The organism is Kaistia hirudinis, from assembly GCF_014196455.1.
Lineage (GTDB): Bacteria > Pseudomonadota > Alphaproteobacteria > Rhizobiales > Kaistiaceae > Kaistia > Kaistia hirudinis.
The window spans coordinates 341,090-356,105 of sequence record NZ_JACIDS010000005.1; the positions used below are offsets into that span (position 1 = coordinate 341,090).

General features: G+C 68.1%; 12 protein-coding genes. 2 read left to right on the top strand and 10 right to left on the bottom strand.

The annotated features are described in order from the left end of the window. Window positions 1-220 precede the first annotated feature (220 nt). Window positions 221-2,011, top strand: coding sequence for an ABC transporter transmembrane domain-containing protein (locus GGR25_RS20180; protein ID WP_211200359.1), 1,791 nt, complete (start codon window positions 221-223; stop codon window positions 2,009-2,011). After that, window positions 2,008-3,894 carry an ABC transporter ATP-binding protein gene (locus GGR25_RS20185; protein WP_210300031.1) on the top strand — a complete coding sequence of 629 codons (1,887 nt, stop codon included), beginning with the start codon at window positions 2,008-2,010 and terminating at the stop codon, window positions 3,892-3,894. Before GGR25_RS20180 ends, GGR25_RS20185 begins: the two co-directional genes overlap by 4 nt. Window positions 3,895-3,908: 14 nt before the next feature. On the opposite strand, the gene GGR25_RS20190 is transcribed toward GGR25_RS20185, so the two are convergent. From GGR25_RS20190 to GGR25_RS20235, 10 genes are all read right to left on the bottom strand, one after another. Beyond that, complete coding sequence (locus GGR25_RS20190; RefSeq protein ID WP_183400671.1) at window positions 3,909-5,171, bottom strand: NAD(P)/FAD-dependent oxidoreductase; 1,263 nt, start codon at window positions 5,169-5,171, stop codon at window positions 3,909-3,911. Beyond that, window positions 5,171-5,491: a 2Fe-2S iron-sulfur cluster-binding protein gene (locus tag GGR25_RS20195; RefSeq protein WP_183400672.1), complete on the bottom strand. Its 321-nt coding sequence runs from the start codon at window positions 5,489-5,491 to the stop codon at window positions 5,171-5,173. The genes GGR25_RS20190 and GGR25_RS20195 overlap by 1 nt, the downstream gene beginning before the upstream one ends. A 13-nt stretch (window positions 5,492-5,504) precedes the next feature. Next, window positions 5,505-6,266: an SDR family NAD(P)-dependent oxidoreductase gene (locus GGR25_RS20200; RefSeq protein ID WP_183400673.1), complete on the bottom strand. Its 762-nt coding sequence runs from the start codon at window positions 6,264-6,266 to the stop codon at window positions 5,505-5,507. After that, window positions 6,263-6,877: an HD domain-containing protein gene (locus GGR25_RS20205; RefSeq protein ID WP_183400674.1), complete on the bottom strand. Its 615-nt coding sequence runs from the start codon at window positions 6,875-6,877 to the stop codon at window positions 6,263-6,265. Before GGR25_RS20205 ends, GGR25_RS20200 begins: the two co-directional genes overlap by 4 nt. Next, window positions 6,874-8,319, bottom strand: a complete 1,446-nt coding sequence (locus tag GGR25_RS20210) for an aldehyde dehydrogenase family protein (RefSeq protein WP_183400675.1) — start codon at window positions 8,317-8,319, stop codon at window positions 6,874-6,876. The genes GGR25_RS20205 and GGR25_RS20210 overlap by 4 nt, the downstream gene beginning before the upstream one ends. Window positions 8,320-8,335: 16 nt before the next feature. Continuing rightward, window positions 8,336-8,941 carry an HD domain-containing protein gene (locus tag GGR25_RS20215; RefSeq protein ID WP_183400676.1) on the bottom strand — a complete coding sequence of 202 codons (606 nt, stop codon included), beginning with the start codon at window positions 8,939-8,941 and terminating at the stop codon, window positions 8,336-8,338. Window positions 8,942-8,997: 56 nt separating this feature from the next. Beyond that, entirely contained in the window at window positions 8,998-10,806 is a 1,809-nt protein-coding gene (locus tag GGR25_RS20220; protein ID WP_183400677.1) for a PEP-utilizing enzyme, read from the bottom strand. A 69-nt stretch (window positions 10,807-10,875) separates the two neighbouring features. Beyond that, window positions 10,876-11,979, bottom strand: a complete 1,104-nt coding sequence (locus tag GGR25_RS20225) for a PEP/pyruvate-binding domain-containing protein (RefSeq protein WP_183400678.1) — start codon at window positions 11,977-11,979, stop codon at window positions 10,876-10,878. Between the two features lie 64 nt (window positions 11,980-12,043). Beyond that, complete coding sequence (locus GGR25_RS20230; protein WP_183400679.1) at window positions 12,044-13,330, bottom strand: cytochrome P450; 1,287 nt, start codon at window positions 13,328-13,330, stop codon at window positions 12,044-12,046. A 122-nt stretch (window positions 13,331-13,452) separates the two neighbouring features. Next, entirely contained in the window at window positions 13,453-14,925 is a 1,473-nt protein-coding gene (locus GGR25_RS20235; protein ID WP_380146456.1) for an AfsR/SARP family transcriptional regulator, read from the bottom strand. Window positions 14,926-15,016: the final 91 nt, after the last annotated feature.

The window sequence follows — 15,016 nt, forward strand, 5'->3', positions numbered from 1 at the left end:
CAATCAGGCTTCCGATCATCTTCTTGTTGTTCCTTCGCGCGGCGGCGGAAGACACCGTCCGCGCGCGCCGCAGGTGCAACCTCCTGGTTGCGTCGGCTTCGCGCCGCAGCCCCGTGCGACGAAGTGGGACGGTTGCGGCAGACACGATCTCGGCGTCATTCTCCGCCAGAGGACACCCTCCGTGCCGACGAGACGGCCAGGAAGCGAAGCGGATCGTAGAGTGAGCGACGTGGTCGAGGGCATGAGGCGGCGTGAGGGCAATGGGGGGCGTGCCGCCCTGTGGGCGCGGCTGCTCGAGCCCTATCGCAAGCTGATCCTCTTACTGATCCTCTGCCAGGCCGGGCAGTCCATCGCGTCGCTCGCGCTGCCCAGCCTCAGCGCCAATGTCATCGACCGCGGCATTCTCGACGGCGACCACGCCTATATCTTCCGCACGATGGCGATCATGCTGGCCGCAGCGGTCGCCCAGATCCTGTTCGCGACCGGGACGGCCTGGCTCGGGGCGCGGATCGCGATCGGCTTCGGCCGCGACCTCCGCGCCGCCGTCTTCGCCCGCGTGCAGAGCTTCTCCCTGACCGAACTGCGCATCTTCGGCACGCCGTCGCTGATCACGCGCACCACCAACGACGTCCAGCAATTGCAGACCGTGCTGGTGATGTTCCTGACCATGGTCATGACCGCTCCGATCATGGGAATCGGCGCGGTGATCATGGCGATCCGTCAGGACAGCCACCTCTCGCTGCTGCTGCTCGTCAGCGTGCCGGTGCTCGGGCTGATCATCGGCGTGCTGATGGTCAAGAGCCTGCCGCTCTTCTCCGCCATGCAGGGCCAGATCGACCGCGTGAACCAGATCCTGCGCGAGCAGATCACCGGGCTGCGGGTCATCCGCGCCTTCGTGCGCGACACGCATGAGCGCGATCGCTTCGCGGTCGCCAATGACGCGCTGACCGACACGGCGCTCAGGGTCGGCCGCCTGATGGCGCTGAACATGCCGGCGGCGATGATCGTGATGCAGCTTTCCAGCATCGCGATGGTCTGGTTCGCGGCGCACCGGATCGCCTCCGGCGCGATGCAGGTCGGCTCCCTCGTCGCCTTCATCGCCTATATCGCGCAGGTGCTGATCTCCGTGATGATCGCCTCGATGCTGTTCGCCATCGCGCCGCGCGCGCTGGTCAGCGGACGGCGCATCCGCGAGGTGCTGCAGACCGAGACCTCCGTCGTCGAGCCGGCGGCGCCGGCAAAGCTCGGCGCGGCCGCGATGACGCGGTGCGCGGTCGAATTCCGCGACGTGACGTTCTCCTATCCCGGCGCCGAGGCCGCGGTGCTGAGCCATGTCAGCTTCCGCATCGATCCCGGCGAGACCGTCGCGGTGATCGGCTCGACCGGTTCCGGCAAGAGCACGCTGGTCAACCTGGTTCCGCGCCTCTTCGACGTCACCGGCGGCAGCGTGTGCCTCGACGGGATCGACGTGCGCGCGCTGCCGCTCCAGACGCTCTGGAGCCTGATCGGCCTCGTGCCGCAGGAGAGTTACCTCTTTTCCGGCACGATCGCCGACAATCTGCGCTATGGCCGCGCCGATGCCGACGAGGCGGCGCTGTGGCACGCGCTGGAAATCGCGCAGGCGAAGGATTTCGTCGAATCGCTGCCGCTCGGCCTCGATGCGCCCGTGGCGCAGGGCGGCGGCAATTTCTCGGGCGGGCAGCGCCAACGCCTCACCATCGCGCGCGCCCTCGTTCGCCGCGCGCCGATCTATCTGTTCGACGACAGCTTCTCGGCGCTCGATTATGTGACGGACATGCGGCTCCGCCAGGCGCTCGCCCGCGAGATGGGTGACGACGCGGCCATGCTGATCGTGGGCCAGCGCGTCTCCTCCGTGCGCCATGCCGACCGCATCCTCGTGCTCGACCGCGGCGTGATCGTCGGGGCGGGACGGCACGAGCAATTGCTCGCCGAGTGCGCGGCCTATCGGGAAATCGTCGAATCCCAGCACGCCGAGGAGCTCGCGCCATGAAGGCGCCGGGACAACCGACCGAGCGGGCGCCGGATCTCGCCACCGCACCGACGCGTGCCCCGATGCCCACGCCGGGAGCCCGCATGGGGCCGGGCGGTGCCGCGCAGATCGGGGCCGGCGCCAAGCCCCGGAATTTCGCGTCCTCGATCCGGCGCCTTGCGCGGATCATGCTCGCCGAGCGCACCAAGCTCGCGATCATCCTGGCCTGCACGCTGGTCAGCGTGGGCTTCGGCATCCTCGGTCCGTGGCTGCTCGGCCATGCGACCGATCTCGTCGTCAGCGCCGTCTCGGCGTCGAACGCGATCGACTTCGGCTCACTCGCGCGTCTGCTCGGCCTCGCCATCGCGCTCCAGCTCGTGGCGGCGGTCGCCAACTGGCAACAGGCCTGGCTCACCAATGGCGTCGTGCAGGGCACCAGCCGGGCGCTGCGCCGGCAGGCGGAGGAAAAACTCGCCCGCCTGCCCCTCGCCTGGTTCGACCGCCAGCCGCATGGCGAGGTGCTGAGCCGCATCACCAACGACATCGACAATATCAGCCAGAGCCTGCAGCAGCTGCTGAGCCAGTTGCTGATGTCGCTGCTGCAGGTGATCGGCGTCATCACCATGATGCTCGTGCTCTCGCCGCTCCTGACGCTCGCGGCCCTCACCAGCCTCGCCATCTCGCTGCTGGTCACGCGGCTTCTGGCGCGCTGGTCGCAGCCGCGCTTCGTCGAGCAATGGCGCTGGACCGGCGTGCTCAACGGCAATGTTGAGGAGAACTTCACCGGTCATGCTCTGGTGAAGGTGTTCGGGCATCAGGAGACGGCGCGCGCCGAATTCGAGAAGGCCAACACGGCGCTGCGCGACAATGCCTTCGTCGCGCAGTTCCTCGCCGGCGTGATCCAGCCGGCGATCATGTTCATCGGCAATCTCAGCTTCATCGCCGTCGTCATCGGCGGCGCGCTGCGCGTCGCGGCCGGCGGGCTGACCATCGGCACGCTGCAGGCCTTCATCCAATATGTGCGCCAGCTCAACCAGCCCGTCTCGCAGGTTTCCAGCATGGCCGCGATCCTGCAATCGGCGGCGGCTTCAGCGGAGCGCGTCTTCGAACTGCTGGACGCGCCGGAACTCGCACCCGATCCGGCGGAGCCCGCGCGGATCGCGGCGCCGCAGGGCCATGTCGTCTTCGATCACGTGCGCTTCCGCTATGACCCCCCCGTTCCGCTGTTCGAGAATGTCGACCTCGAAGCCCTGCCCGGCCAGACAGTGGCGATCGTGGGACCGACCGGCGCCGGCAAGACGACGCTCGTCAACCTGCTGATGCGCTTCTACGAGATCGACGGCGGCTCGATCACGCTCGACGGCGTCGACACCCGCGCCATGAGCCGGGAGGCGCTCCGGCGCAATTTCGGCATGGTGCTGCAGGACGCCTGGCTCTTCAGCGGCACGATCCGCGACAACATCGCCTATGGCCGCGAGAACGCCACCGAGGCGGAGATCGTCGAAGCGGCGCGCGCCTGCCATGTCGACGAATTCGTGCGCACCCTGCCCAAGGCCTATGACACCCCGATCGACGAGAACGGCTCCAGCCTCAGCGTCGGCCAGCGCCAGCTCCTGACGATCGCCCGCGCCTTCCTCGCCCGCCCGGTCGTGCTGATCCTCGACGAGGCGACCAGCTCGGTCGATACGCGCACCGAGCTTCTCGTCCAGCGCGCGATGGCGCGCCTCAGAAGCGGACGCACCAGCTTCGTCATCGCCCATCGCCTCTCGACCATCCGCGACGCCGACCTGATCGTCTACATGGAAAACGGCAATGTGCTCGAACAGGGCACGCACGACACGCTCGTCGCCCGCCGCGGCCATTACTGGCGCCTGCACCAGTCACAATTCGCCGAGGTCGACTGACCGGGGCCACCGCTTCAGGACGAAACCACCGCCGCGCGGGCCGACGTCTTCGGTTCCCCTTCGAGCAGGCTCCGAAGATCCGCCCCGGCGTCGCGCACCATCGCGATCGGCGGCGCGATGCCGGCGGCCAGCAGCTTGCGCCCCAGCATGTGATCGGATGGGCGGTTAACGGTCTCGATCGAGAGCAGGCGATCTCCGCGATAGCGGAAGACCGAGAAGGCGCCGGATTGCGGATCGCCCCGCACCACGTCTCGATCGGGATCGTAGGCAAGGCCGACCATCTGCAGCCGCGCGTCGCCCTGGTCCGACCAGAACCATGGCACGGCGCGAAACGGCGCCGGACGTCCCAGGAGGTGCGCAGCCGCGGAGCGCGCCTGGTCGGTGGCGTTCTGGACGGATTCGAGCCGCAGCACCCGTCCGGCCAGCCAGTGCTCGTAGCTCGCGACGTCGCCGACCGCATAGATATCGGGAGCACTCGTCCGGAAAGCGGCGTCGACCGCGATGCCGTTCGAGAAGGCGAGCCCGGCCGCCGCGGCGAGTTCGACATTCGGCTCGACGCCGATGCCGATCACCACCAGTTGCGCCGGCAGCGACTGTCCGTCGCCGGTCGTGATGCGCCGCACGCGACCCGCCTCCCCCGCGATCGCCGCCAGCCCCGTGCCGGTCAGGATCCGGATCCCCGATGCCACAGCCCTGTCGGCAAGGTGATCGGAGATCAGCGGCGACACGGCACGTCCGAGGATGCGCGGCGCCGCCTCCAGCACGGCGACGGACCGGCCGAGCGCTGCGAACGTGCTGGCGAGTTCCATGCCGATGAAGCCGCCGCCGACGACCACGACATCGCCGGCCGCCGGCAGCGCGGCGCGAAGCGCCAGCCCGTCAGCCCGGTTGCGCAGCGCCAGGACGCCTTCGAGATCAGTCCCCGGCACCGCCGGCAGGCGCGGCCGAGCGCCCGTGGCGAGGACGAGACGATCGAACGACAGCACACCGCCATGCGTGAATTCGAGCCGCTTGCCGGCCGGATCGATCGCCGAGACGCACCGCCCCGACAGAAGCTCGACGCGGTTGCGCGCATAGAAATCTTCGGGCCGCAGCAATTGCAGCTGCGGGACATCGTCCTTCAGGAAGGTCTTGGAGAGCGGCGGCTTGTGATAGGGAAGATCCGTCTCCTCGCCGATCAGGAACAGTTCGCCCTCGAAGCCGTCCTGCCGCAGGCTGGCAGCGGCCTGCACGCCGGCATGCCCCGTCCCGACGATCGCGATCCGGCCGATGCCCATCAGACCACCTCCACCACGTTGAGCACCAGCCCTTCGAGATCCGGCCGCAGCTTGATCTGGCAGGAAAGGCGGCTCGCCGGCGATACGTCGTCGAGGACGCTCTCCAGCATCTCCTCCTCGATCGCCTCGCGCGGCCCGATACGCGCATCGTCCGCCTCGCTCACCTGGACATGGCAGGTCGCGCACATGCAGGCGCCGCCGCATTCGCCGACAATGCCGTCGACGCCGGCCCGCACCGCCGCCTGCATGCCGCTTTCGCCGGCCTTCGCGTCGACTTCGCGGCGCGTTCCGTCCGGCTGGATGAAGACGATCGTCGTCATGCTCGGATCTCCGTCAAAGGAACTGGCGGCCGCCATCGACGACGAGCGTCTGGCCGGTGATGAAGGCGGCATGGTTCGAGGCGAAGAACAGCGCCGCGCCTACCATGTCCTCCGAGAGCGCGGCCCGTTTCAGCGCGCCGCGGGTGACGCCATAGCTGGCGGCGTCCTCGATCAGGCCGCGGCTGGCCTCGGTCAGGGTGAAGCCGGGCGCGATGGCATTGACCGTGATGCGGTCGTCGCCGAGTTCGCGGGCGAGCGCCCGCGTCATGGCGATGACCCCGCCCTTCGACGTCACGTAGTGCAGCCATTGCGGCGAGCCGCTCATCACCGTTGCCGACGAGACATTGATGATCGCCCCCTGCCCCCGCGCCCGCATCGACGGCGCGAGGCATTTGGTGCAGAGCCAGACGCCCTTGAGGTTGACCGCGATGACACGATCCCACTCGCCCTCGTCGATCGCATCGAAGGGCTGGCGACTGAGGCCGGCATAGATGGCGGCGTTGTTGACGAGAACATCGACGCCGCCGCCGAACGCATCGGCGGCCTCGGCGAGCGCCGTCACCGAATCCTGACGCGTCACGTCGACCGCTGTACCGAGCGCCGATCCGCCGCCCGCCCGGATGCGGGCGGCCGTCTCCGCGGCGCCGGCTTCGTTGACATCCGCAGCGACGACGCGCGCGCCGGCGGCGGCGAAGGCCTCTGCGAAGGCGCGGCCAAGGCCGCCCGCGGCGCCGGTGACGACCACCGTCTTGTCGTCTAGTCCGAGGCTGGTCATGTGGCGGATCCCCCGGCCATGGCGTGATCGAGATGCACCGACGCGTATTGCTCGGCGAGCAGCGCCTCCGCCATGGCGCGACCCGTGGCGGTGCAGAATTTCGGCAGCACGAAGCTCTCGAGCATGGCGACCGTCTCGGCCGCCGGCGTGTCGAACCAGCCGCCTATGGTCGCGACCCCATGCGCGGTGAAGCGCCAGAGCTTGTCGGCGTCCTTCATCAGCGCGTCCTCCAGCGAATGCGGTTCGGCGCGCGTGTCGTGGCCGTCGATGATCGCGATGACCGGCTCGACCGGGATCGACGGATCGGCCACCGCCGCCAGGATGTCGCGCGCAATTGCGACGCCGGCGATCTCGTGCTCGCGCTGCAGTTCTGGATATTTCGGCGTCGGCCCGACCGCCGCCGCCAGCTTGTCGGCCGGCATCAGCTTCCACCCGGTATCGTGCAGCACGATTGCCGGCAGCACGATCGACGCCGCGGCTTCCGGATTCTGCCGGAGCAATGCGATGCCGAGGCGATAGGAAATGAGCGTGTGCACGTCGTTGGAGCGCACATCGAGGAAAGGGCGAGCCCGCTCCCAGAGCGGCGCGTCGCGGGGATCGAGGATGCTCATGCCAGCACCCCGCGATAGGTCAGGTAGGTCGTCTTGTATTCGAGATAGGCCTCGACGCCGTAGCGGCCCTTCTCGCGGCCGATGCCGCTCTCCTTGACGCCGCCGAACGGCACGTCATGCCGTGAGCGATGGATGTCATTGATCCAGACCGAGCCGGCCTCGATCGCATCCGCCATCGTGAGCGCGATCCCGACATCGCCGCTGAAGACGAAGCCGGCCAGCCCATAGGGCGTATCGTTGGCCCGCTCGATCGCTTCTAGATCGCTGTCATAGGGCATGACGCCGAGCACCGGACCGAACGTCTCCTCGCGCATCACCTTCATGCCGTGATCGGCATCGGCGACGATGGTCGCGGGAAGAAAGAAGCCGAGGTCGAAAGCGCCTCCGGTGAGCCGCCGGCCGCCGGTCAGGATCCGGGCGCCCTTGGCTTCGGCATCCACGATCTGCGCATAGGCGTTGGCAAAGATCTTCTCGTTGACGAGCGGCCCCATGGCCACGTCCTCGGCGAAGCCGTCGCCGACGGTCAGCCGTCCGGCATGCTCGGCGAGGCGCGCGAGAAGCGGTTCATAGATCGCGCGCTGCGCATAGACGCGGTTGACGCGGTAGCAGAACTGGCCGGAATTGGCGAAGGCATGGTTCACGATCGCCCGCGCCGCGACGTCGAGATCCGCGTCGGCGCGCACGATCGCCGGGCACTGGCCGCCGAGTTCCAGCGTCACGCGCTTCATCGTTTGCGCGGCGAGCGCCGCGATCTTCTTGCCCGCCTCGGTACCGCCGGTGAAGGCGATCTTGCGCGGGATGCGGTGGCCGATCAGCGCCGAACCGATCTCGCTGCCGCGGCCGGTGACGACATTGAACACGCCGGCCGGAATCCCCGCCTCATGCAGCACGCCGGCGAGCGCGAGTGTCGAAAGCGGCGTGTCGTCGGCGGGCTTCGCCACCACCGTGCAGCCGGCGATCAGCGCGGCGCCGAGCTTGAAGACGAGAAGATTGATCGGATAGTTGAACGGCGTGATCGCGACGACGACGCCGACGGGCTCCCGGCTGACGAGGACCTTCTCGCCCGGCAGCGTGGATTGCCTCAGCTCGCCATGGATCCGCACGCCCTCCTCCGCATAGACATCGAGCAGATCCGCCGCGCGGCGTACCTCGGCGACGGCGCCCTTCAGCGGTCGGCCGAGCTCGAGGCAGAGCAGGCGGCCGATCTCGCCGCTCGCAGCGCGCATCGCCTCGGCGGCGCGGTGCTGCAGCCGCGCCCGCTCCTCGACCGGCACCTTGCGCCAGCGCGTCAAAGCGGCGGCAGCGGCCTGCAACGCCCTGTCTGCGTCGTCCGCCGTGCCCCAGGGCACCGTGTCGATGACGGCGCCCGTCGCCGGATTGCGGACGTCGCGCGTGGCTCCCGACGCCGTGGCGGTCCACGCCCCGTCGATGAACATGTCCATGATCGGTCTCGTCTCGTCAGAGCAAATGAAGTTTCAGCGACCGCTTCGTTTCCGCGAGCGCTTCCTCGGCCATCGCGCGGCCGGCTTCGGTCTCCATCGAGCGCGCGATGTCGCGCTCGAGGCGCGCCGCATATTGACCGGGCGTCATCTTGAACCAGTCGCAGGCGACGGCGACGCCGGTCTCCGTGAAGCGCCACAGCTTGTCGGAATCGCGCACCAGCCGGTCGTTCAGCGAGCGCGGCTCGCGACGGGTATCATGGCCGTCGATGATCGCGCCGACGGCGGCGATGACCTCCTCGGGCCAGTCGAGCGCGGTGAGGATCTCGCGCGACAGCCGCACCCCCTCCGCCTCATGGCGGAAGCGCACCTCCGATTCCATCATGTTCGGCCCGAAGCCCTTGGTGAAGATCTCCTCGGAATCGATCGTCCACCAGCCGATGTCGTGCAGCAGGATCGCCAGCAGCACGATGTCGCGATCGGCTTCCGGATGGTGCTGGAGAAGCTGCTCGGCGAAGGCATAGGAGAGCGGCACATGCACGTCGTTCTTGCGCGCCCGCAGATAGGTTTCGGCCGCCCGCCAGACCGCGTCGTAGCGCGTCTCGTCGACATGGGTGTTCAGCATGATCCGTCTTCCTCGGATGGCGCGGGCGGCGCCGGAGACGACGCCCGCGGAGTTGCTCAGGAAAGGACCGTCACTTCGCCGGTCGTCCCGTCGACGCGCAGCATCTGGCCGTTCTGGATGCGCGAGCTCGCCGTGCCCGTGCCGGTGACGGCGGGCAGCCCGTATTCGCGACAAACGATGGCGGCATGCGACATCATCCCGCCGACGTCGGTCACGATCGCCCGGATGCGGCCGAAGACAGGCGCCCAGCTCGGCGCCGTGACGGGCGCGACCAGGATCTCGCCCTCCTCGATCTCGTCGAGTTGCGAGGCGGAGCGGATGACGCGGGCCCTGCCCTCGACAAGTCCGGGCGAGGCCGCCATCCCCGTGATGTGCCCTTCCTTGTCGTCGCCGCCGAGCCAGGCGTTGATGCGATCCGTGGTGATACCCCAGAGCATGATCGTGAAGGGCTCGGTGATCACCGCCGGCGGCTCGTTCAGGGCCGGCTGCGGCGGCCGCGTGGCGAGCGCCTTCATGATGGCCGCACGGCGCTCGATCTCATCCGGCCAGTAATCCGGGCCGGCGGCCTTGGCGCCGACAGCCCAGCCATTGCCATAGTCGAAGATGACGTCGCGGATTTCCTGGCGCGTCAGATAGAAGATGTCGTTCGCGTCGTGCCAGAAGCCGGCCTGCTGCAGGATTTGGCCGAGCTCTCGCATCTTCCGCCAGAACACGCTCATCGACCAATGCTCGATGTAGAAATTGTGGTTCTCGACATAGGGGAAGACGGTCCGGGCGAGGCCGAGCTTGCCCTCGAACGCGGCGCGGGCGTCGTCGTCCAGCAGTTCCGCATATTCGGCGGTGATGCGGTCGCGCTCGGCAGCGATCTTGGCCGTGGGCCGCTCGATCGTCTCGCCGCGCTTCACGCGGACGATGTAGTCGCGGATATAGCCGAGCGGCAGGTCGAGATGCTCGATCCAGTACTTGTCGTCGGAATAGAAGCCATTGCCCGAGGTGAAGTTGAACCAGGGGTCCTGCGCGTCCTTCCACGCCTTGAGCCAGACGTCGCCGCCCGGCACCTGCCCGACGGCCGCGAGCGCCTCGTCGACAGTGCCCGTGGCCAGTGCCGCGTCGACGCCGAGTTCGACCGCGAGGCGCGCCAGCTTCTTCAATTCGTCGTCGGGGCGGAAGAGATCGACCTCCACGCCCTGCACCATCTTGGCGATCGCCTGGTCGGGAATGCTCGGAAAGAGGCTCTTCATGAAGCCGAAGAAATCGAGATAGGCGGCGTAGCCGAGATTCAGGAACTCGAAATGATACTGCCAGGTCTTGTAGAGGAGCTGGATCAGGCGGTCATAGCTCTCGGTCAGCGCATAGGTATTGTCGAGGCCGACGCCGCCCTTGATCCATTCGATCGGCACCGCATCCGGCAGGGCCTCGAAATGGATGGTCTCCATGTCGGCAATGTTGGCGCGGACCTTCTTGTCCCAGTTCTCCAGCAGCGACTGCCAGTTCTGGAAATAATGGCCGGCCCGCTCTAAGAACTGCGGCACGCGATCGGCGATCAGCTCCGGCGCGACCGCGACCGGGCTCATATAGCAATAACCGTTGTGAATCCGGTACTCGACGCCGTTGGCCGGCGGCACGAGATAGTGCCGGGTATTGTACTGGCCGAGGCATTTGACCGCGAACTCGACCGTGATGGCATCGAAGGGCTTGAACGGGCTCGGCCAATGCTGCGCGTCGCAGAACCAGAACTTGGCGTCCTCCTCGCTCCGGAGCTTGTCCTTGAAGGTCAGGTAATAGGGATAGAGATCCTTCCACCCCTCGGCGCCCGGCGGCGGCGCGAGGTCGTAGGGGCTCGGGAAACGGGCCTGCTGCGTCATGGGACTGTTCCTCCTTGCGGGATTGTTCCCGTCTGGTTCCGTGCGCGGCCTGGCCGCTGGTTCGTTTCGTCAGTGCTTGATCTGGACCGGGGACAGCAGCGTGCCGAGCACGCCCTCGATGCCGGTGGCATAGGCCGTCTTCGGCCGCGTTGCGGCCTTGCGGCTCCAGACCGTTTCCGGACGGCTCTGCAAGGCGACGACGTCCGCGCCGGGCGGCAGATCACGATCGATCGCCCATTCGACGTCCTGCGGGCAGCCCATCTGCCGCTCCAGCGCCTTGGCCAGACGGGCGACGGCCAGCACGTCCTCGTCGGAGAGCGAGGGCTGGCTGCGACGCTCCGGCTCGATCACGCGCTCGACCGTGCAGCGGGCGGCGCGGTCGACGACCAGCTCGAAATCCTTGTGCGCGATGTTGCGGCGGGCGATCTCGAGCAGGACCTTGTCGAGAACGAAATTGTCCGGCGTGATCTCGCCGGAAACGACCGGCTCGCCGAGCCCAAACGCGGAGTCGATCACGATGCGGGATCGGTCGCCCGTCACCGGATCGAGCGTCATGGCAACGCCGGCCGCGCGGGCGTCGACCATCTTTTGCACGGCGACGCTCATCAGGACATTCGTCTCACCGAGCCCGTTGCGGGCGCGATAGGCGATGGCGCGGGCGTTGAAGAGGCTCGCCCAGCACGCCCGGACGCGGTCGATCACCGCGTCGGCGCCGACCACCCAGAGATAGGTATCCTGCTGGCCGGCGAAGCTCGCATCGGGGAGATCCTCGGCCGTTGCGGAGGAGCGCACCGCAACGGCGAGATCGCCGCCGAAGGGCGCCGACAAGGCTGCATAGGCGGCGCGGATCGCCTGTTCGACGGCCTGCGGCATCACGCGGCGCGTGATCGCCGCGCGGATCGCATCGGAGGTCCGCGCCTGATCGCCGACATCCTCGATATCGAGCTTCGCCATCAGCGCGTCGATCTCCGCGCCGAGCCCGTCGGCGCGCAGCATCTCGGCATAGGCCTCGGTCGCGACGGAGAAGCCGGGCGGCACCGAAACGCCGGCCGCCGTCATGCGGGCGAGGCTGGCGCCCTTGCCGCCCATGCGCTCGAAATCATCCGGGCCGGCGCTGTCGAAGGGGATGGTGTAGGCGATTCCGGATAGATTCCGGGCGTCGAATGCGGACATCGGTCGAACTCCTCCGGTGTGTGGGGCCGGGAGGCCCGGCAGGTTCGGGACGCTGGCGGTCGGCTCAACCGACCGGCCGGTCCCAGGCCGCGAGAACGGCGTTCGGCACGCGGAACGAGATGTTGCGCACGAATGCCGTCTCCTGCGGCTGCAGCCTGAGACCAGGCAGCCGACGGCTGAGCGCTTCGAGCGCGATGCTCGTCTCCAGCTTGGCGAGCTGGAAGCCGAGGCAGAAATGGATGCCGTAGCCGAACGAGATATGGTTGCGGGCATTGGCGCGGCGGATGTCGAAGGCCTCGCCATCGGCGAAGACCTCCTCGTCGCGATTGCCCGATCCCATGACGAGGACCAGATCGGAGCCCTCGGGGATCGCCACGCCCCCGACAATCGCATCGGCCTTGGCGCGCCGCCGCCAGGCGACGATGGACGGGCTGAAGCGCAGCACTTCCTCGACCGCATTAGCAATCAGCGAGGGATCGTCGCGCAGATCCGTCCAGGACGTGCCATGCGCCAGCAATTCGCGGATCGCGTTGCTCATCAGCGTCGTCGTGGTCTCGTGACCGGCGAACAGCAGGCTGTAGCAGATCGACGCGATCTCATGGTCGGTGATCTCGGCGCCCTCGTTCTGGAGCGCGACGAGATCGCCCGGCAGGTCGTCGCTCGGTGTCTCGTGCCGGCTGGCGACCAGCGCCTGGCAATAGCTCCAGTAGCGAACCATGTTGTGGGCGTGCGGGATCTGCTCGTCCGGCGAGAGATTGCCCCAGGTCAGGAGCGCACGGCTGGCGGCCCAGTCCTTCACGTCGCGGACGTCGGATTGCGGCACGCCGAGCAGGCGGAAGAGAACCAGAGCGGGCACATCATAGGCGAACTCGGCCAGGAGATCGGCCTCGCCGCGGCCGGCGAAGGCGTCGATCGCGCCCTCGACGATGGCCCGGATCTGCGGCTCGATCGCCTTGAAGCGCTTCGGCCCGAAGCAGCCCTGCACGATCTTGCGGATGCGGGTGTGGTCCGGCGGAATGCGGGCGGAAAGGCCGGAATAGGCCGTGAAGCCGCCCTCCTTCATCACGCGCTTCGCCTCGTCGGAAATCGGGCGCAGCGGCGCCTGGGCGTTCTCGGACGAGAAGGTCTGCCAGTCGTCGAACACCGCCTTGATGTCGGCGTGACGCAGGACGATGTAGGCGCCGATCTCCTCGGAGAAGAACACCGGCTCGTCCCGCCGCGCCATGGCATAGAACGGGAACGGATCGCTGAGATCAAACGGATCGAACGTTTCGGCGAGCGATGCGGTATGGCTCGGTGCGGCGCCATGCACCGGACAGCCGCGCGGCGGCGCGGCAAGGCTTGTGCTCATGTCATCCTCCCGGACGATCCGGCCTCCCGGCCAAGCGGCCTCCGGTTCGTCTCCTCGCAGACGACCCTAGCACCCGATCTTTGGTTTTTCTTTGGCTTTTACGGCAATGCCGCCGGGCTCGTTCACGACGCCCGGAGCCGCTCATAGAGCGCCTTGAGCGCCGGCACGCCCGGCCTTCCCTCCTGCCGGCCGAGGGCCGTGGTGTAGAGCCGGTATTGGCGCTCGATAGCGTCGCGCCGGCCCTGCGCATGCAGCACCAGCATCGCCTCCTCATGCGCCATCTCGCTCACGGGATCGAGGGCGAGCGCCTTCTGGCAATGGAACAGCGCCGCCTTGAGATCGCCCTTGCCGCGCTGGATCCGCGCCGCGTCGCGCTGCACGCGAACGAACATCTGCCGGAACCAGAAGCGCCGGCTGAAGCACCAGTCGCGTTCGCTGTCGTCGGCATAGTCCGGCGGAATGTCCTCGAACAGATCGCCGGTATAGAGCCTGTCCGCGGCTTCGAGGCAGATCAGCGCCTCGTCGAACTCGCCGGCGCGGATATGACCGTCCGACTGGCGACAGAGCTGCTCGAACGTCGCGATGTCGATCCAGCTGCCCTCGGGCGGCACCAGCACATAGCGCGAATCCTCGCGCCGCACCGGCGAGGCGGCGCGATCGTCGCCATCGGCGCCGAGCACCTGACGGAGCGAGCGGACCGTGTGATAGAGGCGGTTGCGGCTCTGCTCCAGCGCCTCGGCCTCGGGCCACAGGAGATCGGCGAGTTCGTCAATGGCCGCGCCCTGCGCGCCCTTCTGCAGCAGATAGGCGAAGAGCGTCTTCGTCTTGCGCGTCGCGCCGCCCTTGATCGACCAGTTCACCGTCGACCCGTCATTGCGATAGATGCGCAGGCGGCCGAAGCAGCGGATCTTCCAGCGCTGCTGCGGCGAGCCATCGGGCGTCGCGGCTGGATCGGGCATGCGCTCGAGCCAGCCCGGAAAGGTGATCCCGCCCTGCGGCGTCGACACGGGCGGTGGCGACGGCGTGTCGGCGAGGCGCGCGAACCAGTGATCGAACTGCTGGCGCGGCGTGCCGCGGAGCGCAATCTCGGGCGGCAGCCAGTGCGGATTGCTACGCGCACCCTGCTCCGTCAGGATCCTGGGATGGCCGCGCAGGCCGATCATCAGATGCTCGTCGAGCAGGGTCCGGCGATTATAGAGCGAGACGACGGTCAGCCCGGTCTCACGCGCGATCTCCATCGCCGCGCCCGGCCAGAGCGGCAGATTGGCGGTGGCCGATGTCGTGCGCATCGCCCAGCCCATGTCGATCGCGAGGATCGTCGTCCCCCGCCGCCGCCCCTGCAGCGCGGAGGCGGCCCATGCGGTGATGTCGGCGCGGATGCGGCCGAAGGAAAGCGGCGCACGATGAAAGCCGAGATCTTCGGCCGAGCGGAAGGCCGCGAGCGCCGGCTCGGCGGACGTCGGGGCGAGGTCGCTGTCCGCGACCAGCGCCAGGCTGCCGGCGCGCAGCTTGGGCAGCAGGCGGGCCAGGGCGGCGACGACGTCCTGCTGCTGGTCGAAGAAATAGGCGAGGCTCGCAGCCTCCAACGACGTCACCTCCTCCGTCGTCCCGCGCGGCAACCCGGCGCGATCGCCGCGCACTATGATCTGGCGAAAACACGGGTGCAAGCCGCGCTTGCGCAGTGGC